At 71.1% G+C, this 22742-nt stretch carries 18 protein-coding genes and 1 tRNA gene; 16 read left to right on the plus strand and 3 right to left on the minus strand.

The genetic code is table 11. The annotated features are described in order from the left end of the window. The first annotated feature begins 75 nt into the window (after positions 1-75). Complete coding sequence (locus AC1HIL_RS29770) at positions 76-981, plus strand: LysR family transcriptional regulator (RefSeq protein ID WP_479670685.1); 906 nt, start codon at positions 76-78, stop codon at positions 979-981. A 1-nt stretch (position 982) separates the two neighbouring features. Here the strand turns inward: AC1HIL_RS29770 and AC1HIL_RS29775 are convergent, their stop codons facing one another. After that, positions 983-2446: an AAA family ATPase gene (locus AC1HIL_RS29775; protein ID WP_479670686.1), complete on the minus strand. Its 1464-nt coding sequence runs from the start codon at positions 2444-2446 to the stop codon at positions 983-985. A 113-nt stretch (positions 2447-2559) separates the two neighbouring features. After that, positions 2560-5076 carry an ABC transporter permease gene (locus tag AC1HIL_RS29780; RefSeq protein WP_479670687.1) on the minus strand — a complete coding sequence of 839 codons (2517 nt, stop codon included), beginning with the start codon at positions 5074-5076 and terminating at the stop codon, positions 2560-2562. 208 nt (positions 5077-5284) lie between these two features. Here AC1HIL_RS29780 and AC1HIL_RS29785 point away from each other — a divergent pair, with 208 nt between their 5' ends. The 11 genes from AC1HIL_RS29785 to AC1HIL_RS29835 all read left to right on the plus strand — a co-directional run bounded on the left by AC1HIL_RS29785 (position 5285) and on the right by AC1HIL_RS29835 (position 18052). After that, positions 5285-5575, plus strand: a complete 291-nt coding sequence (locus AC1HIL_RS29785) for a hypothetical protein (RefSeq protein ID WP_082321945.1) — start codon at positions 5285-5287, stop codon at positions 5573-5575. 82 nt (positions 5576-5657) lie between these two features. Next, the gene (gene fdnG / locus AC1HIL_RS29790; RefSeq protein WP_479670688.1) at positions 5658-8735 is read left to right on the plus strand and encodes a formate dehydrogenase-N subunit alpha; all 3078 of its coding nucleotides are present in this window, start codon (positions 5658-5660) and stop codon (positions 8733-8735) included. A 3-nt stretch (positions 8736-8738) separates the two neighbouring features. Continuing rightward, entirely contained in the window at positions 8739-9704 is a 966-nt protein-coding gene (gene fdxH / locus AC1HIL_RS29795) for a formate dehydrogenase subunit beta (protein WP_479670689.1), read from the plus strand. Beyond that, complete coding sequence (locus tag AC1HIL_RS29800; protein WP_057592953.1) at positions 9701-10324, plus strand: formate dehydrogenase subunit gamma; 624 nt, start codon at positions 9701-9703, stop codon at positions 10322-10324. Before fdxH ends, AC1HIL_RS29800 begins: the two co-directional genes overlap by 4 nt. Positions 10325-10373: 49 nt before the next feature. Beyond that, on the plus strand, positions 10374-11390 hold the full coding sequence (fdhE, locus tag AC1HIL_RS29805; RefSeq protein WP_479670690.1) for a formate dehydrogenase accessory protein FdhE: 1017 nt from the start codon (positions 10374-10376) through the stop codon (positions 11388-11390). Next, complete coding sequence (gene selA, locus AC1HIL_RS29810) at positions 11390-12838, plus strand: L-seryl-tRNA(Sec) selenium transferase (protein ID WP_479670691.1); 1449 nt, start codon at positions 11390-11392, stop codon at positions 12836-12838. Before fdhE ends, selA begins: the two co-directional genes overlap by 1 nt. A 31-nt stretch (positions 12839-12869) precedes the next feature. Then, the gene (locus tag AC1HIL_RS29815) at positions 12870-13985 is read left to right on the plus strand and encodes an acyl-CoA dehydrogenase family protein (protein WP_057592950.1); all 1116 of its coding nucleotides are present in this window, start codon (positions 12870-12872) and stop codon (positions 13983-13985) included. Between the two features lie 10 nt (positions 13986-13995). After that, the gene (locus AC1HIL_RS29820; protein WP_479670692.1) at positions 13996-14856 is read left to right on the plus strand and encodes a phosphate/phosphite/phosphonate ABC transporter substrate-binding protein; all 861 of its coding nucleotides are present in this window, start codon (positions 13996-13998) and stop codon (positions 14854-14856) included. After that, positions 14822-16027, plus strand: coding sequence for a ferritin-like domain-containing protein (locus AC1HIL_RS29825; RefSeq protein ID WP_479670693.1), 1206 nt, complete (start codon positions 14822-14824; stop codon positions 16025-16027). Before AC1HIL_RS29820 ends, AC1HIL_RS29825 begins: the two co-directional genes overlap by 35 nt. A gap of 10 nt (positions 16028-16037) precedes the next feature. Beyond that, complete coding sequence (selB, locus tag AC1HIL_RS29830; RefSeq protein WP_479670694.1) at positions 16038-17945, plus strand: selenocysteine-specific translation elongation factor; 1908 nt, start codon at positions 16038-16040, stop codon at positions 17943-17945. Between the two features lie 14 nt (positions 17946-17959). Continuing rightward, positions 17960-18052: transfer RNA gene (locus tag AC1HIL_RS29835), tRNA-Sec, on the plus strand. A gap of 150 nt (positions 18053-18202) precedes the next feature. Here AC1HIL_RS29835 and selD read toward each other — a convergent pair. Further along, the gene (selD, locus tag AC1HIL_RS29840) at positions 18203-19270 is read right to left on the minus strand and encodes a selenide, water dikinase SelD (protein ID WP_479670695.1); all 1068 of its coding nucleotides are present in this window, start codon (positions 19268-19270) and stop codon (positions 18203-18205) included. 74 nt (positions 19271-19344) lie between these two features. On the opposite strand from selD, the gene AC1HIL_RS29845 reads away from it, so the two are divergent. Genes AC1HIL_RS29845 through phnE form a run of 4 tightly spaced genes read left to right on the plus strand, consistent with a single transcriptional unit; the run spans position 19345 to position 22652 of the window. Beyond that, complete coding sequence (locus tag AC1HIL_RS29845; protein WP_479670696.1) at positions 19345-20202, plus strand: putative selenate ABC transporter substrate-binding protein; 858 nt, start codon at positions 19345-19347, stop codon at positions 20200-20202. 22 nt (positions 20203-20224) lie between these two features. Then, positions 20225-21037: a phosphonate ABC transporter ATP-binding protein gene (locus AC1HIL_RS29850; RefSeq protein ID WP_479670697.1), complete on the plus strand. Its 813-nt coding sequence runs from the start codon at positions 20225-20227 to the stop codon at positions 21035-21037. Then, a complete protein-coding gene (locus AC1HIL_RS29855) occupies positions 21028-21861 on the plus strand; it encodes a PhnE/PtxC family ABC transporter permease (RefSeq protein WP_409976575.1) in 834 nt (277 codons plus the stop codon). Before AC1HIL_RS29850 ends, AC1HIL_RS29855 begins: the two co-directional genes overlap by 10 nt. Continuing rightward, the gene (gene phnE / locus AC1HIL_RS29860; protein WP_479670698.1) at positions 21858-22652 is read left to right on the plus strand and encodes a phosphonate ABC transporter, permease protein PhnE; all 795 of its coding nucleotides are present in this window, start codon (positions 21858-21860) and stop codon (positions 22650-22652) included. The genes AC1HIL_RS29855 and phnE overlap by 4 nt, the downstream gene beginning before the upstream one ends. Positions 22653-22742 lie beyond the last annotated feature (90 nt).

The following is a 22742-nucleotide window of genomic DNA, read 5'->3' on the forward strand; positions in this document are numbered from 1 at the left end:
AGAAGATAAAAATGATTGAATGCAAAGAGAATGGAGGCACAACTCCACTCACTCCCAACCTGAGGTTGCCAATCGATGGACAGTTTCAGCGGCCTCGAATCCTTCGTGCGGGCGGCCGACCTGCTGAGCTTCGCCAAGGCGGGGCGGCTGCTCGGCATCTCCGCCTCGGCGGTCGGCAAGAACGTGGCGCGGCTCGAGCAGCAGCTGGGCCTGCGGCTGTTCAACCGCACCACGCGCCAGGTGCGGCTCACGCAGGAAGGCGCGATGTTCCACGAGCGCTGCCGCCGCATCCTCGACGAGCTCGACGATGCGCGCGCCATGATGCAGGACGCCGTGGCCCAGCCGCGCGGCCGGCTGCGCGTGAGCCTGCCGACCATCGGCTACCGCTTCCTGCTGCCGATGCTGCCGGACTTCCAGGCCCGCTATCCGCAGATCGAGCTCGACCTCGACTTCAACGACCGGCTGGTCGACGTGATCGCCGAGGGCGTGGACGTGGCGATCCGCAGCGGCGAGTTGGTCGATTCGCGGCTGGTGGCGCGCGGGCTCGGGCCGTTCCGCTTCCTGCTGGTGGCCGCGCCGGCCTACCTCGCGCGCCATGGCGTGCCGCAGCAGCCGGCCGACCTCGCCGACCATGCCTGCCTGCGCTACAAGTTCGTCACCGGCACGCGCATCGAGGACTGGACCCTGCCGGGCCTGCCCGAGCGGCTGCCCTGCGCGATGCTGTGCAACAACATGGAGGCCATGCTCGGCGCCGCCATCGCCGGGCTCGGCATCGCCTTCATGCCCGACTTCCTCGCGCGCGATGCGCTGGCGCGCGGCGAGCTGCAGCGCGTGCTCGTGCCCCACGTCACGCACCGCGGCCAGTTCTCGGCGCTGTGGCCGTCGAGCCGGCAGCTCTCGCCGAAGGTGCGGGCCTTCGTGGACTTCGCGGTCGAGCGGATGTTTCCGCCGCCGACCGACGAAGACGTCGGGCGCGACTGACTCAGGCGGCCACCGCCGCTTCGGCCACCGCGGCCGGTTCGGCTGACGCAGCCGGCGGCTCCTGCGCCAGGTCGAACAGCGCGCCGATCCGCGCGTTGCCGCCGATCGCCGCCAGCTCGCGGCTGCTCAGCGTGGTGCCCGCGCCGCCCTCGAGCTGCGCGATCCGCACCGAGGCCTTGTCGCCGGCCGGCACCATGAAGGGCGAGTGCGTGGTGTAGACGATCTGCTGCGCGAAGTCCTGCTCGAAGTGCGCGAGCAGGTCGGCCTGCGAGCGCGGATGCAGGTGCAGGCCGGGCTCGTCGAGCAGCAGCACGATGCCGCCATCGCCTTGCTCGCCGGCCTCGCCGCGCAGGCCCGCGAAGAAGGCCACGTGGAACGCGAAGAACCACTGGAAGCCACGGCTGCGCTCGTCGAGCCCGACCTCGACCTCGTAGGCGCCGCCCGGGTCGGACACCAGCGTGTCGAACTCGTCGCCGTCGAGGTTGAAGCGCACCTTGAGCGGCCGGTCCTTCCACAGCCGGCGGATCTCGGCGGTCATCGCCGCGCCCGCGCGGTTCACGAGCTGGTTGCGCGTGGCCTGGTCGCCGCGTTCGTGCAGCGCATGCAGCTCGCGCGGATCGAGACCGGCGGCGCGGCACAGGGTGCCGAAGCTGCGCTGCGCGCTCGAGAGGTGGTCGCGCGCCTCGCTCGAGAGGTAGTCGGCGATGTTCTGGCGGCCCTGCAGCGCGGGGTACTCGTCGACGAACACGAAGCGCGGCAGCCGCGCGAGGATCCAGTCCTTGGCGCGCGCGAGCGCGGGCCCGTCGCTGACGATCGACAGCGACAGCTCCTCGAGCTCGGTCACCATCTGCGCGGGCTTGTCGGCCAGCTCGGCACCGGCCGCGGCCAATGCCTGGCGCAGCGCGGCCAGGGCGAGCTGCGCGCCCTCGGACCACTTGAGCAGGTCGGGGTTGAGGATCATCGCGCCATCGAAGGCATCGGCCGCCTGCTCGAGCGGCGCGCGCAGTTCGTCGGCCAGCTTCTCGGCCGCGGCCTTCACGGCCGGCACGATCTTGCGGATCTTGCCCTTGGCATCGCCGACATCGATCGACAGGTCGCCCAGGCCCTCGAGGCCGGCCCAGCGCGCCGGGCCATAGCCGCGGCCCGCGGTCACGTGGCTCACACCGGACGCGCGCGGCAGCAGGCGCACCAGCTCGGCCTGCTCCTGCGGCTCGAGGCGCCAGCGCGTGTGGACCACGGGCGTGTCGGCCGTGCATTCGCTCAGGCGGCGATGGCGCGGAAAGTTCTTGATCGGGCTCAGCGCGCTCACCGGCCCCTCGGCCGGGTTCAGGCTGTGCAGCGCGCGCAGCAGGTTGGATTTGCCGGTGTCGTTGCGGCCGAGGATCGTGGTGATCCGGGAGAGTTCGATGGGACCGCTGTCGTTGATCGAGCGAAAGTGGGTGATCTGGAAGGACGCCAGGCGCATGCGGGAAAGTCGATTCACAAAAAAGCAGGGCCGGGGAATGTAGTGCACTCCCGGCCCCTTTCCGATCGGCGCGCGAAAAAAATCGGCGCGCGATGCCTTGCTTGCGACTCAGCTCATTCGGCCGCGCGCCGCAGCGTGTCGACCACGGGCCGGCGCAGCACCTCGCGCAGCCCCCACCAGCCCGCGCCCAGCGCGAGCACCGCACCGGCGAGCGCGCCGGCCACCGGCACGATCGGCGAGGCGGTCCAGGTGAACTCGAACACGAAGCGCGCCAGGCCCCAGCCGATCACCGAGGCCACGATGCTCGCGAGGAAGCCCGCGAGCAAGCCCACGCCCGCGAGTTCGGCGCGCTGCACCTGGCGCAGCAGGCTGGCGCGCGCGCCCACCGCGCGCATCACGGCGAATTCGCGCGCGCGCTCCTCGCGCGTGGCGGTGACGGCCGCGAACAACACCACCAGCCCGGCCGCGAGCGTGAAGCCGAACAGGAACTCGACCGCGCGGATCACCTGGTCGAGCACCGTCTGCACCTGGTTGATGGTGGCGCTCATGTCGACGTTGGTCACGTTCGGGAAGGCGCGCACCAGCGCGTTGTCGAAGCCCCGGGTCTCGGGTGCGCGGAAGGCGCCCATGTAGGTGGTGGGCACGTCGGCCAGCGTGGGCACGGTGTACATCACGAAGAAGTTGGCATGCAGCGAGCCCCAGTCGACCTTGCGCAGCGAGGTGATGCGCGCGTCGTTCTGCATGCCGCCGATGTCGAAGCGCAGGCTGTCGCCGAGCTTCAGGCCCAGGGTCTCGGCCAGGCCCTCCTCCACGCTCACCTCGCCCTGCGCGCCGGACGTCCAGCGGCCGGCCACGATGCTGTTGTGCGCGGGCGCCTCGGCGCTGTTGCTGAGGTTGAACTCGCGGTCCACCAGCCGCTTGGCGCGGTCCTCGGTGTAGTCGTCGGGCGTCACGGGCTTGTCGTTGATCGCGATCAGGCGGCCGCGGATCATCGGGTACCAGTCGAACTTGTCGACGCCGCCGCCGCGCAGCGCCTTCTGGAAGGCCTCGCTCTGGTCGGGCATCACGTTGATGACGAAGCGGTTGGGCGCATCGGGCGGCGTGGCCTTGCGCCAGCTCGCCACCAGGTCGGTGCGCAGCAGCACCAGCAGCACCAGCGCCAGCAGACCGACCGCGAGCGCGCTGACCTGCACCACCGCATAGGCCGGCCGCGCCGAGATCTGGCGCGTGGCCAGCACCAGCCAGCGCGGCGCCGTGGTTTCGTTGACGCTGCGCCGCAGCAGCTTGACCGCGAGCCAGCTCAAGAGCGCGAACACCGCCACCGCGCCCGCGAAGCCGCCGACCGCGATCAGGCCCAGCTTGATGTCGCTGCTGGCCGCCATCAGCAGCGCCGCGAAGCCCGCCACGCCGATGCCCAGCACCGCCAGCGAAGCCGGCTTGAGCCCGCCCACGTCGCGCCGGATCACGCGCAGCGGCGGCACGCGCGCGAGCTGCAGCACCGGCGGCAGCCCGAAGGCGAACAGCAGCGTGAGACCCATGCCCAGGCCGAAGGCCGCGGGCCACAGCGTGGCCGAGGGCAGCGCGGTCTCGACCAGGCCCGCCAGCAGCAGCACGAACACGTAGTGCACGCCGAAGCCGATCGCCACGCCGAGCGCGCTGGCCACCAGCCCGACCACCGCGAACTCGAAGGCATAGGCCCAGGCGATGGTGCGCTGGCTCTGGCCCAGCACGCGCAGCATCGCGCAGTCGTCGAGGTGGTTGGCCGCGAAGCCGCGCGCGGCCAGCGCCACCGCCACCGCCGACAGCAGCGCCGCCAGCAGCGCCACCAGGCTCAGGAATTTCTCGGCGCGGTCCAGCGTCTGGCGCATCTCGGGCCGGCCGCTCTCGAAGGAGTCGAGCCGCACGCCGCGCAGCTCGCCTTTCTTGATCTGCGCCTCGGACCAGTCGACGAAGCGCTTGACCGCCGCATCGGGCCCCGCCACCGCGAGCCGGTAGCCCACGCGGCTGGCCGGCTGCACGAGGCCGGTGCGCGGCACGTCGGCCTGGTTGAGCATCACGCGCGGCGAGAAGCTCATGAAGCCCGCGCCGCGATCGGGCTCGAGCGTGATGACGCGGCCCACGCGCAGGCCGGTGTCGCCCAAGAGCAGCGTGTCGCCGACCTTGAGCGCGAGCGAGTCCAGCAGCGAGGCATCGACCCAGACCTCGCCCGGCGCCGGCACGTCGCGCGTGACCGCGCCCGGCGCGCCGAGAGCGGTGGCGGTCTGCACATTGCCGCGCAGCGGATAGCCCTCGGCCACCGCCTTCAGCGCCACCAGCTTGCTCGCGCCGCCCTGCGCGTCGTCGGCCCGCGCCATGGTCGGAAATCCGTAGGTGCCGGCGGACTGCAGCCCCAGCGAGCGCGCCTGCGCCACGAAGGCCTCGGGCGTCGGGTTGTCGCTGACGATCACCGCGTCGCCGCCCAGCAGCTGGCGCGCATCGCGCTTCAGGCCGCCCTGCAACCGGTCGGCGAAGAAGCCGACGGCCGTGAGCGCGGCCACGGCCAGCAGCACGGCGACGATCAACAGGCGCAGCTCGCCGGCGCGCAGGTCGCGCCAGAGCGTGCGCCAACCCAGGCGGAGGGAGGCGTTCATGGCCGCGACGATAGCCGAGCGACCCGGCGGGCCGCGCATCCGAGGGTTATTGCGGCCCTCTCCTACCCGCCGCGGCCTTGATCGCGGACAGTTGCTGAAGCATGATGCAACAAACATCCAGCCTCCACGGACCGGCAATGGCGCCAGGTCCGGGCCGGCCGGAACAAGAAGAATCCATCGCCGGACCCCCTTCCCCCAAGGAGTCTCGATGACACGATGTCAGCGTCTGCCCACTCTCGCCCTGTGCCTCGCGCTCGGCGTGCTGCTGGCCGCCTGCGATCCCAAGCCGAGCGCGAGTGCCGCCTCCGGCGGCGCCGGCTCCGGTGCCAGTCCCACGGGCGTCACGCCTGCCGCGTCGGGCGATGCGGTCGATGCCTCCTCCGCCCACAAGGGCCCGTCCGAAGGCGGCGCGGCCATCGGCGGCATGAGCGGCCAGGGCGGCGGCTCGTCCGGGGGTGCCCCGCCCCCGACGGGCGGCGACGGCGCCGCGCCCAAATAAGAAGTTCCGTTCCGTTCCCAGCCCCACAGAAGAAGACCACGATGAAACGACAACCCACTTCAGCGCCGCCGGAGGTTCCGTCATGGACATGAACCGCCGGCAATTCTTCCGCGTGAGCAGCGCGGGGCTGGTCGGCTCCAGCATCGTGGCGCTCGGCTTCTCGCCGACCGCCGCGCTGGCCGAGGCCCGCAACTTCAAGCTCGCGCGCACCACCGAGACGCGCAACACCTGCCCCTACTGCTCGGTGGGCTGCGGGCTCATCATGTACAGCCTGGGCGACAAGGCGAAGAACGTGGTGTCCGACATCCTCCACATCGAGGGCGATGCCGACCACCCCGTGAACCGCGGCACGCTGTGCCCCAAGGGCGCGGGCCTGCTGGACTTCGTGCACAGCCCCATGCGCCTGAAGTACCCCGAGGTGCGCGAGCCCGGCGGCACCGAGTGGAAGCGCATCGGCTGGGGCGAGGCGCTGGACCGCATCGCCAAGCTGCTCAAGGCCGACCGCGACGCCAACTTCCAGACCACCAACGCCGACGGCAAGACCGTCAACCGATGGACCAGCTCCGGCATGCTCTGTGCCTCGGCCTCGTCCAACGAAACCGGCTACATCACGCACAAGGCATTCCGCTCGACCGGAATGCTGGTGTTCGACAACCAGGCACGCGTCTGACACGGACCGACGGTGGCCAGTCTGGCCCCGACGTTCGGCAGAGGCGCGATGACCAACCATTGGCAGGACATCCAGAACGCGGACGTCGTGCTGATCATGGGCGGCAATGCCGCGGAGGCGCATCCGTGCGGCTTCAAGTGGGTCATCGAAGCCAAGAAACAGAACAAGGCCCGCCTGGTGGTGGTCGACCCGCGCTTCACGCGCTCGGCCGCGATGGCCGACTACTACGCGCCGGTGCGCGCGGGGTCCGACATCGCCTTCCTCGCCGGGGTCATCAACTACCTGCTGAGCAACGACAAGATCCAGACCGAGTACGTCCGCAACTACACCAACGCGACCTTCATCGTCGGGCCCGACTACAAGTTCGAGGACGGCCTGTTCAGCGGCTACAACGCCGAGAAGCGCAACTACGACCCGAAGTCGTGGGGCTACGCGCTCGACGAGGCCGGCATGGCCAAGGTCGACATGAGCATGCAGGACCCGAACTGCGTGCTGCAGGTGATGAAGCGACACTACTCGCGCTACACGCCTGAACTGGTGAGCCGCATCACGGGCACGCCGCAGGACAAGTTCCTCAAGGTCTGCGAGTACATCGCGAGCACCAGCGTGCCCACGCGCACCATGACCATCATGTACGCGCTGGGCTGGACGCAGCACAGCCAGGGCTCGCAGATGATCCGCACCGGCGCCATCGTGCAGCTGCTGCTGGGCAACATCGGCGTGCCGGGCGGCGGCATGAACGCGCTGCGCGGCCACAGCAACATCCAGGGCCTGACCGACCTGGGGCTGCTGTCGAACTCGCTGCCGGGCTACATGTCGCTCGCGCGTGACAGCGAGCAGAACCTGCCCGACTACTACAAGACCCGCGCGCTCAAGGCGCTGCGGCCCAACCAGATGAGCTTCTGGCAGAACTACCCCAAGTTCTTCGTCAGCATGCAGAAATCGTGGTGGGGCGACGCGGCCACGGCCGACAACGAGTGGGCTTTCCACTACCTGCCGAAGATCGACAAGCTCTACGACGTGCTGCAGGCCTTCGAGCTCATGAACCAGGGCAAGCTCAACGGCTACATCTGCCAGGGCTTCAACCCGGTGGGCTCGTTCCCCGACAAGAAGAAGATCGTCGACGGGCTCTCGAAGCTCAAGTTCCTGGTCACCATCGATCCGCTGCAGACCGAGACCAGCGAGTTCTGGCGCAACTTCGGCGAGTTCAACGACGTCAAGACCACAGACATCCAGACCACGGTGTTCCGCCTGCCTTCCACCTGCTTCGCGGAGGAGGACGGCTCGCTCACCAACTCCAGCCGCTGGCTGCAGTGGCACTGGAAGGGCGCGGAGCCGCCGGGCGAGGCCAAGGGAGACATCGAGATCGTGGCGGGCATCTTCAACCGCATGCGCCAGGCCTACATCAAGGACGGCGGCGCCTTCCCCGATCCGATCGTCAAGCTGACCTGGCCCTACAAGATTCCGCACTCGCCGTCCGCGCAGGAACTGGCGATGGAATACAACGGCCGCGCGCTGACCGACCTGCTCGATCCGAAGGACCCGACCAAGCCGCCGACGGCCAAGGCCGGCGAGCAGCTCGCGGGCTTCGGCCTGCTGCGCGACGACGGCAGCACCGCCAGCGGCTGCTGGATCTACGCGGGCGCCTGGACCCAGGCCGGCAACCAGATGGCGCGGCGCGACAACGCCGATCCCTTCGGCATCGGCATGGTGCAGAACTGGGCCTGGGCCTGGCCCGCGAACCGGCGCATCCTCTACAACGGTGCCTCCACCGACCCGGCCACCGGCAAGCCCTGGATCGCCAAGCGGCCGCTGGTCGCCTGGAACGGCAAGCAGTGGACCGGCGCCGACGTGCCCGACATCCGACCCGACGCCAACCCGATGGAGGCCGACGCGGTGCGGCCCTTCATCATGACGGCCGAGGGCGTGGCGCGGCTGTTCGCGCCCACCGGCATGGCCGAGGGCCCGCTGCCCGAGCACTACGAGCCCTTCGAGTCGCCGCTGGTCAACAACCTGCTGCACCCGAACAACGAGAAGGCGCGCGCCAACCCGGCCGCGCGCATCTTCAAGGGCGACCTCGAGCGACTCGGCGTGCCGAAGGACTTCCCGTACGTGGCCACCAGCTACCGGCTCACCGAGCACTTCCACTACTGGACCAAGAACGTGCGCACCTCGGCCATCATCCAGCCGCAGCAGTTCGTCGAGATCGGCGAGGAGCTCGCGAAGGAGAAGGGCATCGGCCATGGCGACATGGTCAAGGTGTCGAGCAAGCGCGGCTTCATCAAGGCCGTGGCCGTCGTCACCAAGCGCATCGTCGGGCTGCAGGTCGACGGCCGCACGGTCCACACCGTGGGGTTGCCGAACCACTGGGGCTTCGTCGGCATCGCGAAGCCCGGGTATCTGGTGAACACGCTGACCCCGTTCGTGGGCGATGCGAACACGCAGACGCCCGAGTACAAGTCCTTCACAGTGAACATCGAGAAGGCCTGACCGATGTCCTCTCTTCAAACCCTAGACATCCTCGCCCGCTCGGCCACCACCACGCCCTCGCCCGAGGTCCGCAACCGCCCGCAGGTGCAGCAGGTCGCGAAGCTGATCGACGTGTCGACCTGCATCGGCTGCAAGGCCTGCCAGGTCGCGTGCATGCAGTGGAACGACCTGCGCGACGAGGTCGGCACCACGCACGGCACCTACGACAACCCGGTCGACCTCACGCCCTCCTCATGGACGGTGATGAAGTTCTCCGAGGTCGAGCCCGAGGCCGGCAAGCTCGAGTGGCTGATCCGCAAGGACGGCTGCATGCACTGCGACGACCCCGGCTGCCTGAAGTCGTGCCCCTCGCCGGGCGCGATCGTCAAGTACGCCAACGGCATCGTCGACTTCATCAGCGAGCATTGCGTGGGCTGCGGCAACTGCGTCACCGGCTGCCCCTTCGACGTGCCGCGCATCAGCAAGGCCGACAACAAGGCCTACAAGTGCTCGCTGTGCTCCGACCGCGTGGGCGTGGGCCTCGAACCCGCCTGCGTGAAGGCCTGCCCCACGGGCGCGCTGCACTTCGGCACCAAGGACGACATGCACGAGTACGCGTCGGAGCGCATCGTCGACCTCAAGGAGCGCGGCTTCTCGAACGCCGGCGTCTACGACCCGGCCGGCGTGGGCGGCACGCACGTCATGTACGTGCTGCAGCATGCCGACCGGCCCGGCCTCTACGCCAACCTGCCGAAGGATCCGCAGATCAGCCCGCTGGTCTCGCTGTGGAAGGGCGTGGCCAAGCCGCTCGCCATGGTGGCGATGATCGGCGCCGTGGTCGGCAGCTTCTTCCACTACATGAAGACCGGCCCGATCGAGCCCAAGGAAGACCATCCGGACGCCGACCTCGACGGCAAGCCCGACGAGGTGGTGGTGATCGAGGAACCGCCGGCATCGGCCCGAGTAGAGACCCGAGGAGAGACGCGATGACCCGCTACTACCTTCGCCGCTACCGCGATGCCACGCGCATGAACCACTGGTTCGTGGCGATCATGTTCTTCGCGGCCGCGCTCTCGGGGCTGGCCTTCTTCCACCCGGCGCTGTTCTTCCTCACCAACCTGTTCGGCGGCGGGCCGTGGACGCGCATCCTGCATCCCTTCCTCGGCGTGCTGATGGTGCTGGGCTTCGCGTTCCTGTTCTTCACGATGTGGCGCGAGAACATCCTCGACCGCGGCGACCGCGAATGGATCGCCAACGCGCCGAAGATGCTCAAGGGCGACAAGTCGAGCATGCCGCCGGTGGGCAAGTACAACGCGGGCCAGAAGCTGGTGTTCTGGGCCTTCGGCATCAGCCTGCTCCTGCTGCTGGTCACGGGCTTCATGTTCTGGAGCCCGTGGTTCGTCCACTTCTTCCCGATCCTCTTGCGGCGCATCGCGGTGGTGGTGCATGCGGCCTCGGCCGTGGTGCTGATCCTCTCGGTGATCACGCACATCTATGCCGCGATCTGGGTCAAGGGCACCCTGCGCGCGATGACGCGCGGCACCGTCACCGAAGGCTGGGCCAAGCTCAACCATCCGCTGTGGCATCGCAAGATGACGCGCGGCGAATGAGCATCCGCCCTGCATTGCGATCCGGGCGATTCGCTGTAGAGTCGTCCGGATGAGCAGCAGCCCACCGATCCGCACCACGCGCGTCCTCGAGCCCGAGCAGATCGCCATGCAGGCGGGGCGGCAGATGCCCTTCCTGCGGCTGCCGGTGCGCGCCGCGGCCTTCTCCGACCGCCAGCTGCGGCTGCGCCAGCTCGCGGCCTCGCACCCGATGCGCGAGTACCTGATCTTCATCGCCGACCTCGCGCAGGCCCAGCACCAGGTGCTGCAGGACCACGCGCCGGTCGCGCTGCCCGAGGCCGAGGCGCTCGAGGCCGCGTCGCGCGCGCTCAAGCCGCCGCTGCCGGCCTTCGGCTGGCCGCGCGATCCGGTCTGGCGCGCCGAGCTGCGCCGCCTGCTCGGCCTGTTCCGCGCGCGGCTGTCCGACGGCCCGGCGCGCGACACGCTCGACCGCGTGGTGGCCGCCGACGACGACTGGCTCGAGCAGCAGGCCGACCGGCTGTCGCGCCGCATCATGTTCGGCCTCGACCTCGCGGCCGCGCCGCTGATCGCGGCCGGCCTGCAGGTCTACTGGACACAGCTCGTGCTGCAGGTGGCGCAACGGCATGGCGAGAACATCTTCGGCCGCACCGATCCCGGCAACCTCTGCCCCTGCTGCGGCAGCGCGCCCACCGCGAGCATCACGCGCATCGGCGCCGACGAGGCGGGCTTCCGCTACCTGCACTGCGCGCTGTGCGGCACCGAGTGGCACTACGTGCGCATCAAGTGCACGCACTGCGAGAGCACCAAGGGCATCCACTTCGAATCGCTGACGCCCGAGCCCGGAATTGCACTGCCCGCCACCGGCGCGCGCGAGGGCGCGGTCAAGGCCGAGTGCTGCGACACCTGCGGCCACTACCTCAAGCAGATCGCGATGGAAAAAGACCCCGAGGTCGAACCGGTGGCCGACGACCTCGCGAGCGTCACGCTCGACCTGCTGGTGTCGGAGAACGGTCACCAGCGCAGCGGCCACAACCTGATGCTGCTGTTCGGCGACCCTGAAATCCCCGACGACGGCGGAGGCGGCTGATGGCAGCGCCCGAAGAGTCCGTGGTCCACGGCTCGACGGCAAGGCCCCAGGATCTGCCTTCTGTCGATCGACTGCTGCGCGCTCCCGCCGCGCAAGCCCTCGTGGCCGAGCATGGCCACACGCTGGTGGCTGGCGAGGCTCGCGCCTTGCTCGATGCCTTGCGCGCACGCGCCCTGGCCGGCCAGTTGCCCGCCGCCGAGGTGCAGGCCGGCGCGCTCGACACCACGCTCGCGCGGCGCATCGCGCAACGCCTCGCGCCGCGCATGCGCAGCGTGCTCAACCTCACCGGCACCGTCATCCACACCAACCTCGGCCGCGCGCTGCTGGCCGATGCCGCGCTGCAGCGGCTGCTCGAGGTCATGACCTCGCCCAACAACCTCGAGTACGACCTCGCCACCGGCAGCCGCGGCGACCGCGATTCGCTGGTGGAGGACCTGCTGCGCACCATCACCGGCGCCGAGGCCGCGACCGTGGTCAACAACAACGCGGCCGCGGTGCTGCTGACCATCGCGGCGCTGGCGCGCGAGCGCGAGGTGATCGTCTCGCGCGGCGAACTGGTCGAGATCGGCGGCGCCTTCCGCATGCCCGACGTGATGGCCAGCGCGGGCGCGCAGATGGTCGAGGTCGGCACCACCAACCGCACCCATCCGCAGGACTACGAGCGCGCCATCAACGCGCGCACCGCGCTCGTGATGAAGGTCCATACCAGCAACTACGCGGTGCAGGGCTTCACCGCCGCGGTCGACGAGGCCACGCTGGCCGGCATCGCGCATGCGCGCGGCGTGCCGCTGGCCACCGACCTCGGCAGCGGCTCGCTGGTCGACCTCGCGCACTACGGCCTGCCGCGCGAGCCGCTGCCGCAGGAGATGCTCGCGGCCGGCTGCGACGTGGTCACCTTCTCGGGCGACAAGCTGCTCGGCGGCCCGCAGGCCGGCCTCATCGTCGGCAGCAAGGAGGCCGTGGGCCGCATCCGCAAGTTCCCGATGAAGCGCGCGCTGCGCATGAGCAAGCTGCCGCTGGCCGCGCTCGAGGCCACGCTGTCGCTCTACCTGCGGCCCGAGCGCCTCGCGCAGGACCTGCCGACGCTGCGCCTGCTCACGCGCCCGGCCGATGCGATCCGCGAGCTGGCGCAGGCGCTGCTGCCCGCCGTGCACGAGGCCGTGGCGCCGCGCTTCACGGTCGAGGTGGTGCCGCTGCTCGGGCAGATCGGCTCGGGCTCGCTGCCCGTCGAACGCCTGCCCTCGGCCGGCCTCGCGCTGGCGCCGGCCGGGACCGCGAAGAAAGGCCTCGGCACCGCGCTCGATGCGCTCGCCACCGCGCTGCGCGGCCTGCCCCTGCCGGTGATCGGCCGCATCGCCGAGGACCGGCTGCTGCTCGACCTGCGCTGCCTGGAAGACAGCGCCCCCTTCTCGGCCCAGCTCGCCCTGTTGCGCGAGCGGCTCCAGTGATTTACCTCAACCCCGACCTCAGGAGAATGCGATGAACCCGCTCGACGCGCTCGCCGATATCGACAAGGAAGTCCTCCAGCCGCTGGCCCCCCGCACCGATGCCGAGGCACGGTTCCCGCGCGAGGCGATCGCGGCGCTCGGCAAGGCCGGCCTGCTCGGCCTGGTCTCGGCCACCGCGGTGGGCGGCCAGGGCCTGGGCCTGAAGGAAGCCGCGCAGGTGGTCGCGCAGCTCGCGCAGACCTGCCCTTCCACCGCAATGGTGGTCTGCATGCACTACTGCGCCACCGCGGTGCTCGAGCAGCAGGGCCCCGAGGCCGTGCGCAAGGCGGTCGCCGAAGGCCGCCACCTGAGCACCCTGGCCTTCTCCGAGGCCGACTCGCGCAGCCATTTCTGGGCCCCCACCGGCACCGCGCGCGCCGACGGCGACGGCGTGCTGCTCGATGCGCGCAAGAGCTGGGTCACCTCGGCCTTCGAGGCCGACAGCTATGTGTGGTCGAGCAAGCCGCTCGCGGCCGAGGGCGCGAGCACGCTGTGGCTGGTCGGCGCCAGGGCCGAGGGGCTGAGCCAGCCCGGACGCTTTGACGGCCTGGGCCTGCGCGGCAACGCCTCCACGCCGATCGCGGCGAAGGGCGTGCGCGTCGCCGCGAGCGATCGCCTCGGCGAGGACGGCAAGGGCTTCGACACCATGATGGGCGTGGTGCTGCCCTGGTTCTCGGTGCTCAGCGCCGCCTGCTCCGTGGGCCTGATGAACGGCGCCCTGGCGCGCGCCATCGGCCACGTGAGCCAGACGAAGCACGTGCACCTCGACAGCTCGCTGGCCGACCTGCCCACCATCCGCGCCTACCTCGCGCGCGCCCGCATCCAGGCCGACATGGCGCAGGCCCTGCTCGACGACACCATCGCCGCCATCGGCGCGGGCCGTGCCGACACCATGCTGCGCGTGCTCGAGGTCAAGGCGGCCGCGGCCGAGTCCGCGCTGACGGTGACCGACACCGCGATGCGCGTGTGCGGTGGCGCGGCCTTCCGCAAGGAGGCGGGCATCGAACGGCTGTTCCGCGATGCGCGCGCCTCGAGCGTGATGGCGCCGACCTCCGACGTGCTCTACGACTTCATCGGCAAGGCCATCACCGGCCTGCCGCTGTTCTGAGGAGGCGCCCGTGTCCGAACCGACGCTGATCATGGGCGCCGTGGCCTACGCGCCCAAGGTCGTCACCATCTGGGAAGGCTTCAAGGCCTTCTTCGCGCAGCACGGCCTGGCCTTCGACTACGTGCTGTATTCGAACTACGAGCGCCAGGTCGAGGCGCAGTTCGACGGCAGCATCCACCTGGCCTGGAACTCGCCGCTGGCCTGGGTGCGCGCCGAGCGCATCGCGCGCGCACGCGGCCGGCAGGTGCGCGCCGTGGCCATGCGCGACACCGACTGCGACCTGCGCTCGGCCATCGTGGTGCGCGCCGACAGCCCGGTGCAGTCGCTCGACCAGCTGCGCGGCAAGACCATCGGCTTCGGCGCGGCCGATTCGCCGCAGGCCACGCTGATCCCGCTCGACCACCTGCGCGGCGCGGGCCTCGTGCAATCGCGCGACTTCCAGGCCCGCCTGTTCGACGTGCTGGGCGGCAAGCATGGCGACCACATCGGCGGCGAACGCGACGCGGCCGTGGCGCTGCGCGCCGGCGAGATCGACGCCTGCTGCCTGATCGACGGCAACCTGCTGGCCTTCGGCCTCGACGGCACCCTGCCCGCGGGCAGCACGCGCGTGCTGGCGCGCACCGGCGCCTACGACCACTGCAACTTCACCACCAGTCCCGATGCGCCCGCCGCGCTCATCGAGCGCTTCGTGTCGCTGCTGATGGCGATGCGCTGGGACGACCCGCAGGTGCGCCCGCTGCTCGAACTCGAGGGCCTGCGCGAATGGCGCGCGGGCCGCACCAGCGGCTATGCGCTGCTCGAGCGCGCGGTCGACGACGAGCGTTTCTACGACGGCGATGGCCGCATCACCGCCACCGGCTATCGATATTGAGTCGCTGGGCCTCGACCAGGGCGCCCTGCTGCTCATCCGCCGCGCGCTGGCCGAGCGGCCCGTGGGCGGCGAGCTGCACGTGCGCGGCACGGCGCCGGCCTGGGAGCTGCACCTGGAGGCCTGGTGCCGCGGCCAGGGCCATCCGCTGCGCTTCGAGCAGGACGACCAGGGCATGACGCTCGCCCGCATCACGCGCGGCCCGCATGCCGAGGGCCGCTGGCGCGGCGCGCAGCCCACCGGCCATGCGCGCGGCGACACCGAGGCCGAGGCCCTGCCGGGCTGGGGCCTGGCCGCGCGCGGCGCGACGGTCGAGGCCGGCAGCCCCGATTTCTTCTTCTCGCTGCACCAGCGCCACGAGCTCTGGGCCGCCACCGCGGGCGAGCTCTACGCGCAGGCCGCGGCGGCCCAGTGGGACCCGGCCACCGCCATCGACTGGGCGGCGCCGTTCGAACTGCCGCCGGCCATCGAGGCCGCGGTGGTGCAGGTGATGACCTACCTGATCGAGAACGAGAACGCCGCGCTGCTGGTGCCCGCGCGCCACCTGGGCCAAATCCATCCGCACTTCCGCGAGGTGTTGCAGCTGCTGGCGCTGCAGTGCGCCGACGAGGCGCGGCACATCGAGGTCTTCACGCGGCGCGCCACGCTGCGCGGCCACGAGCCCGCGCTGTCGACGGCCGGCGGCCAGGCCTCGTTGCGCACGCTGTTCGAGGCGCCCGACTTCTCGATCGCCACCTTCCTGCTGGCCGTGCTCGGCGAGGGCAGCTTCGTCAACCTGCTCAACTTCCTGCAGGCGCATGCGCCCGACCCGGTGACGCGGCAGATCGCGCGGCTCGCCGCGCGCGACGAGGCGCGCCACGTGGCCTTCGGCATGGCGCACCTCGAGTACCGGCTGTCGGTGCAGCCCGAGTTCCAGGCCCGGCTGCGCAATGCGATCGAGTTGCGCTACGACGCGCTGGCGGCCACCGCGGGCCTCAACGAGGAGGTGTTCGACGCGCTGGTGCTGCTGGCCGCGGGCGCGCTGTCGCCGGCCGCCATCGCACACGGCCACGCGGCCGTGCAGCAGCTGCAGCGCGACATGGCGGCGGGCCGGCGCGCGCGCCTCGCGCGGCTGGGCTTCGCGCGCGACGAGGCCGAGCGGCTGTCCGAACTGCACACGCGCAATTTCATGTGATGCTCGCGCCATGATCATCGGAACCGCAGGCCACATCGACCACGGCAAGACCTCGCTGGTGCGCGCGCTGACCGGCGTCGACACCGACCGGCTGCCCGAGGAGAAACGCCGCGGCATCTCGATCGAGCTCGGCTATGCCTACCTGCACGCGCCCGAGGGCGTGTCGCTGGGCTTCGTCGACGTGCCGGGCCACGAGCGCCTGCTGCACACCATGCTGGCCGGTGCCACCGGCATCGAGCATGCGCTACTGGTGGTGGCGGCCGACGACGGTGTGATGCCGCAGACGCGCGAGCACCTCGCGGTGGTGGCGCTGCTCGGCGTGCGCGGCGCCACGGTGGCGATCACCAAGATCGACCGCATCGACCCCGCGCAGCGCGCGGCGCGGCTGGCCGAGGTGGGTGCCGAGGTCGAGGCCCTGCTGGCGCCGACGCCGCTGGCGGGCGCACCGCTGTTCGCGGTCTCGGCCGTCACGGGCGAGGGCATCGAGGCGCTGCGCGCGCGGCTCGTGGCCGTGGCGCGCGACGAACGCGCGCGCGAGCACGGCCTGGCCTTCCGCCTCGCGGTCGACCGCGCCTTCACGCTCGCGGGCGTCGGCACGGTGGTGACCGGCACCGCCTTCAGCGGCGAGGTGCGCGTGGGCGACGAGCTGCGCATCGCACCCGGCGACCGCGCGGTGCGGGTGCGCGGCATCCATGCGCAGAACCGGCAGGCCGAGCTCGCGCAGGCGGGCCAGCGCTGCGCGCTCGCGCTCGCGGGCGTGGCCAGGGACGAGGTGCATCGCGGCGAGTGGATCTGCGCGCCCTCGATCGCGCTGGCCACCGACCGGATCGACATCGAACTGAGCCTGTGGCCAGGGGAGGCCAAGGCGCTGCGCTCGGGCACCACGGTGCACGCGCACCTGGGCGCGAGCGACACCATGGCCTCGCTCGCGCTGCTCGACCGCGAGCTGCTGCAGCCCGGCGAGACCGCGCTCGCGCAACTGGTGCTGCGCGAGAAGATCGCCGCCTGGCACGGCGACCGCGGTGTGCTGCGCGATGCCTCGGCCACGCGCACCATGGCCGGCGCGCGCGTGCTCGATCCCTTCGCGCCGGTGCGCTACCGGCGCACGCCCGAGCGGCTGGACACGCTCGCGGCCTGGCGCCGCGATGCGCGCGACGACCGCATCGCCGCCCTGCTGCGCCATGCGCCGCTGGGCCTGGAGACCGCGCAGGTGGCGCGCGCCCTCTCGCTGGCCGACGAGGCCGCGCTGCCGCTGCCCGGCGATGCGCAGCGCGTCGGCGGCACCGCCATCGCGCGCGAACAGCTCGAAGCGCTCGAGGCCCGGATCGTGGCGCGGCTCGACGACTTCCACTGCGACGCGCCCGACGAGGTCGGCCCCGACGCGCGCCGCCTCAAGCGCCTGGCCGGCCCGCGCACCGGCGACGCGCTGTGGCGGCATGCGGTCGAGTCGCTGGTGGCGCGCGGCGCGCTGGTGCGCAGCGGCACCTGGCTGCACCGCCCCGACCATGCGGCGCGGCTCGGCGAGGCCGAGCAGAAGCTCGCGCAGAAGCTGCTGCCGAAGCTGGCCGATGGCGGTTTCGATCCGCCCTGGGTGCGCGACCTCGCCAAGGACTGCGGCGCGAGCGAGGCCGTGGTGCGCCAGACACTCGCGAGCCTCGCGCGGCGCGGCGAGGCCTTCCAGGTGGTCAAGGACTTGTACTATCCGCAGGCGACGGTCGAACGCCTGGCGGCGATCGCGCGCGATTGCCTGCGGGGGCCCGAGGGCCTGCAGGCCGCGAGTTTCCGGGACGCGACCGGGTTGGGCCGCAAGCGCGCGATCCAGCTGCTGGAGTTCTTCGACCGGGTCGGCTTCACGCGGCGCGTGAAGGACACGCATCTGCTGCGGCCCGACACGGTGCTGTTCGAGGCACGGCCGTGAAGGGCCGTGCGCATGGGAGGGGATCGTCCCTGGTGGGGCGGCCGGGCTTCAAACCCGGTGGGTGGCGCCAGTCGTCGCTTGGAAGGTTCGACTCCTTCCCCCTTCCGCCTTTTGGCGGGCATTCGCCTGCTGCGCGATTCGATCTTGCACCTGCGATGCTCGACGTACCTGAGTACGTCTGCGCTTCTCGGCGCAACCTCGAACCGCTCGCTACGGCGACTGCCCACCAAAAGCTTGGACGATGGGCAACTGTATGGTCAGGGGACGACGCGCAGCGATGGGCCGTTCGCTTCCACGCGGCCGATGACGGCGGCGCGGTCGAAGCCCTCGTCGCCGAACACCTTCAGCACGGCATCGACGGCCTCCGGCGCGCAGCTCACGAGCAGGCCGCCCGAGGTCTGCGGATCGCTGAGCAGCGCCTGCGCGGTCGGCGGCAGGCCGGCGGCGAGTTCGACCTCGGCGCCGTAGCCGGCCCAGTTGCGGCCCGAGGCACCGGTGACGAAGCCCTCGGCGGCCATGGCCTCGACGCGGTCGAGCAGCGGCACCTTCGACCACTCGACGAGCGCCGAGAGCCTGGCGCCGCGCGCGAGCTCGAGCGCATGGCCCGCGAGGCCGAAGCCGGTGACGTCGGTCAGCGCATGCACGCCCTCGAGCGCCGAGAGCGCGATGCCGGGCGTGTTGAGCTTCGTCGTGTTCTCGATCAACTGCCTATAGCCGGCCTCGGACAACTGCTCCTTCTTGAGCGCCGCCGAGAGCACGCCGACGCCCAGTGGCTTGCCGAGCACCAGCAGGTCGCCCGCCTTCGCGTCGGCATTGCGCCGCACGCGCTTCGGATGCACCAGGCCCATGGCGACGAGCCCGTAGATCGGCTCGACCGAATCGATGGTGTGGCCGCCCGCGATCGGAATGCCGGCGGCGCGGCACACGTCCTGCCCGCCGCGCACGATCTCGGCGATGACCTCCACCGGCAGCTGGTTGATCGGCATCGCGAGGATGGCCAGCGCCATGATCGGCCGCCCGCCCATGGCGTAGACGTCGCTGATGGCATTGGTGGCGGCGATGCGGCCGAACTCGTAGGGGTCGTCCACGATCGGCATGAAGAAATCGGTGGTGGCGATCAGCGCCTGCTCGTCGTTGAGCCTGTAGACGGCCGCGTCGTCGGCGGTCTCGATGCCCACCATGAGCTCGGGCGGGATCAGGCCGCCGCCATGGTTCTTCAGGATCTGCGAGAGCACGCCCGGCGCGATCTTGCAGCCGCAGCCGCCGCCGTGCGAAAAACTCGTGAGGCGCAGCGGCGCGAGCGGATTCATGAGAGTCGGGTTCATGGGCCGATTATCGAATCGGGCCCGCTTTCTACAATCCCGACCTTTCCAAAACCGCGAGCCTCCAAGGCGCATCCATGAAAAAGACACTCACACGACTGGCCCTTGCCCTGGCCTTCTCCGCCGCCAGCCTCGGCGCCTTCGCGCAGGGCGTGCTGCGCGTCTCGGCCATTCCCGACGAGGCGCCGACCGAACTGCAGCGCAAGTTCACGCCGCTGGGCGACTACCTCAAGAAGGAAACCGGCATGGACGTGCAGTTCACGCCCGTGACCGACTACGCCGCCGTGGTCGAGGGCCTCGCCACCCACAAGATCGACCTCGCCTGGCTCGGCGGCTTCACCTTCGTGCAGGCGCGCATCCGCACCAACGGCGGCGCCGTACCGATCGTGCAGCGCGCCGAGGACGAGGTCTTCACCAGCAAGTTCATCGTGCCGCTGGACAGCGGCGCGAAGACGCTCGCGGACCTCAAGGGCAAGACCTTCGCGTTCGGCGCGCCCTCCTCCACCTCGGGCAGCCTGATGCCGCGCTACTTCCTGCTGCAGGCCGGCATCAACCCCGAGAAGGACTTCAAGACGGTCGCGTTCTCGGGCGCGCACGATGCCACGGTGGCCTTCGTGGCCGCCTCGCGCGCCGAGGCCGGCGTGCTCAACGCCTCGGTGTGGGACAAGCTGGTGGAGGCCAAGAACCCCAACGCCGCCAAGGTGCGCGTGCTGGCCACCACGCCGACCTACTACGACTACAACTGGACCGTGCGCCCGGGCCTCGACGCGGCGCTCACGAAGAAGCTCACCGACGCCTTCCTCAAGCTCGATCCGGCCAACCCGGCGCACAAGGAGATCATGGCGCTGCAGCGCGCGAGCAAGTTCATCCCGACCAAGTCGTCGAACTACGACGGCATCGAGACGGCGGGCAAGTCGGCCGGCCTGATCAAGTAAGCACAAGCTAGAGAAAGCGCGCATGGGTTTCTCGCTCGACGGCGTGGGCGTGGTGCATCCCAACGGCCAGCGCGCGCTGGCCGGGGTGAAGCTCGCGGCGCGCGACGGCGAACGCCTCGCGGTCATCGGGCCCTCGGGCGCGGGCAAGACCACGCTGCTGCGCGTGCTCGGGGCCGCGCTGCGACCCGGCGAAGGCGAGGTGCGAACGCTCGACGCGCGGCCCTGGCAGTTGCCGGCCGGTGCGCTCAAGAAATTGCGCGCGCGCATCGCCACCGTGCACCAGGCGCCGCCGATCGCGCCGCGGCTGCGCGTGGTCACGGCCGTGCTCGCGGGCCGGCTGGGCCAGTGGTCGAGCTGGCGCGCGCTGGCCTCGCTGTTCCATCCTTCCGACATGGCCGGCGCGCACGAGGTGCTGGCGCGCCTGTCGCTCGAGGACCGCCTGTTCGAGCGCTGCGACCGGCTCTCGGGCGGGCAGCTGCAGCGCGTGGGCATCGCGCGCGCGCTCTACCAGCGGCCGGCGCTGCTGCTGGCCGACGAGCCCGTCTCCGCGCTCGACCCCACGCTGGCCGATGCCGCCGTGGGCCAGCTGGTCGCGCAGAGCGAAAGCACGGGCGCCACGCTGGTCGCCTCGCTGCATGCGGTGGACCTGGCGCTGCGCTGGTTTCCGCGCGTGGTCGGCATGCGCCACGGGCAGCTGATGTTCGACCTGCCGACCGCCGAGCTCACGCCCGCGCTGCTCGACGCGCTCTATGCCAGCGAAGGCGGCGTGGCAGTGCAGCGCGAGCCGCAACCCGTGGCGGCCGAGGCGGCCTTCCAGCGGCCGGGCTGCGCTTGAGCGCGAGCGCCGTCCACCGCGATCCGCAGGCGCGGCGCCGGCTCGGCTTCGGACTCGCCGCGCTGGTCGTCGCCTGGCCGATGCTGACGCTGGCCGAGTTCAAGCCGTGGGCGCTGTTCGGCAGCGGCAACCTCGCGGTCATCGGCGGCTTCCTCGCGGGCTTCCTTCCGCCCGACGGCTCGCCCGCCTTTCTCGCGCTGCTCGCCAAGGCCACGCTCGAGACACTGGCCATGGCCACGGCCGGCACCGCGCTCGCGCTGCTGATCGGCGCGCCGCTGGCCTTCGTGACGACGCGCGCGCTGTCGATCTCGCGCATCGGCCCCGGGCCGGGCCGCGTGCGCGCGGGCATCGTGCGGCAGGCGGCGCGCTGGCTGCTGATGGTGCTGCGCGCGATCCCCGAGATCGTCTGGGCGCTGCTGTTCGTGCGCGCGCTGGGCCTCGGTCCCGCGGCCGGCGTGCTGGCGCTGGCCATCACCTACGGCGGCATGCTCGGCAAGGTCTATGCCGAGATCCTCGAATCGACCGACACCCGCCCCGCGCGCGCGCTGCTCGAGGCCGGCAGCGGCCGGCTCGCGGCGCTGTGCTATGGCCTCTTGCCGCACACGGCGCAGGAGCTGGCCTCGTACACCGTGTACCGCTGGGAGTGCGCGGTGCGCGCCTCGGTGGTGATGGGCTTCGTCGGCGCCGGAGGGCTGGGCCAGCTGATGGACCAGTCGATGAAGATGCTCAACGGCGGCGAGGCCAGCAGCATCCTGCTGGTGTTCCTGCTGCTGGTGCTGCTGGCGGACGCGATGAGCAACGCACTGCGCAGGCTGCTGGCATGAACCTGCCGCCACGTCCTCCGCCCTGCGTGCGCTGCCGGATCGCGCTGCTGCTGATCGCGGCGGCGGTGGTCGCGAGCTTCGTCTACCTCGGCATCGACTACCGCGCGCTGGGCTCGGCCGAGTCGCTCGCGCTCATGGGCAAGTTCATCGCCGAGTTCTTCCCGCCCGACCTCTCGGGCGGCTTCCTCGCCAAGGTCGGCCATGGCGCGCTGCAGACGCTCGCGGTGTCGGCGCTCGGCACCGTGCTCGCGGCGCTGGCGGGCGCCCTGCTCGCGCTGCCCGCTTCGGGCCGCGCCGGCTGGCTGCCGCGCCACACCGCGCGCTTCGTCCTCAACCTGCTGCGCAGCGTGCCCGAGCTGGTCTGGGCCGCGCTGATGGTGCTGGCCGCGGGCATCGGGCCCTTCGCGGGCGCGCTCGCGCTGGCGCTGCACACCACGGGCGTGCTGGGCCGCCTGTTCGCCGAGGCGCTCGAGAACGCGCCGCGCGAGCCCGAGCACGCGCTGACGCTCGCGGGCGCCGGCCCGGTCGCGGCCTTCAGCTACGCCAGCCTGCCGATCGTGCTGCCGCAGTGGGTGGCCTACACGCTCTACCGCTGGGAGATGAACATCCGCATGGCCGCGGTGCTGGGCTTCGTGGGCGGCGGCGGGCTCGGCCAGCTGCTGTACTTCCACCTCTCGATCTTCCAGCAGCAGCAGGCGATGACGGTGCTGATCGCGATGTTCGCGCTGGTCACGCTGGTGGACTTCGCGAGCGCTCGCCTGCGGCGCGGGCTGGGGTCGGCCTATGCTTGAAATGAAACACGAACAGCCGGACGCAGAGGACGCGAAGGTTGCGCGAAGAACGCGAAAGGAATGCAGGAAGAAAAATTTTGAATTTCTCTT

The organism is Variovorax sp. ISS6 (genome assembly GCF_056523145.1).